Raw genomic sequence first — 673 nt, forward strand, 5'->3', positions numbered from 1 at the left:
TCGTCGGTAATTTGCAAACGAGGGATTAAGCAATAGGCTACACCAGCTAACGCCACTTTTAGAAACGCTTCAGAGCTGCTGATGTTATGGTGAATGACGCTATCAGGGCTGACATTGAAATGCTCGGTAAGAAAGGTTTTATGTAGGTCATCATATTGATCATACGAAACGGCCGGCGCCTTGGCAAACGTCTGGTTATTAACGCCTTGAGCAAAGTAACGCTGATAAAACTCAGGGTTAGCCACACAAACGTAATCAATTCGTCCTAAGTAATCGGCGCGGCAATTTGGTATCGCTTGAGACTCTAAACTGATCGCCCCTGCGACCTCACCACTTTTCAGTTTTTCTATTGAACGTGATTCACCGTAAATCGTCAGCTTCAACTCTACTTGACGAGTTTTCATGACGTCTTGCAAAGCTGGCAGTAACCACGTTGCCAAACTGTCGGCGTTAGTAGCCAAAGACAGTTGCACTGGGCGCGTTGTAGTATCGTTTTTGATCTCAGGTAAAATTTCGTGCTCTAGCAACCGAACTCGGCGGTAAAGCCCCAATAGTTTTTTCCCAATGGGAGTTGGCTTGGGTGGCTGCTCTCGAATTAACACAGGTTGCGCCAAGAATTTTTCGAGCTGTTTAATACGCTGCGAAATGGCAGATTGTGAGACAAACAGATGCT

General features: G+C 45.9%; 1 protein-coding gene. It reads right to left on the reverse strand.

Annotated features, from left to right (window positions below; translation table 11 throughout):
- Positions 1-673 (reverse strand): LysR family transcriptional regulator ArgP (locus R7Z50_RS27875; protein WP_318149802.1); only part of this gene is annotated, 673 nt, incomplete at both ends.

The sequence above is a fragment of the Vibrio sp. 1249-1 genome (genome assembly GCF_033340495.1).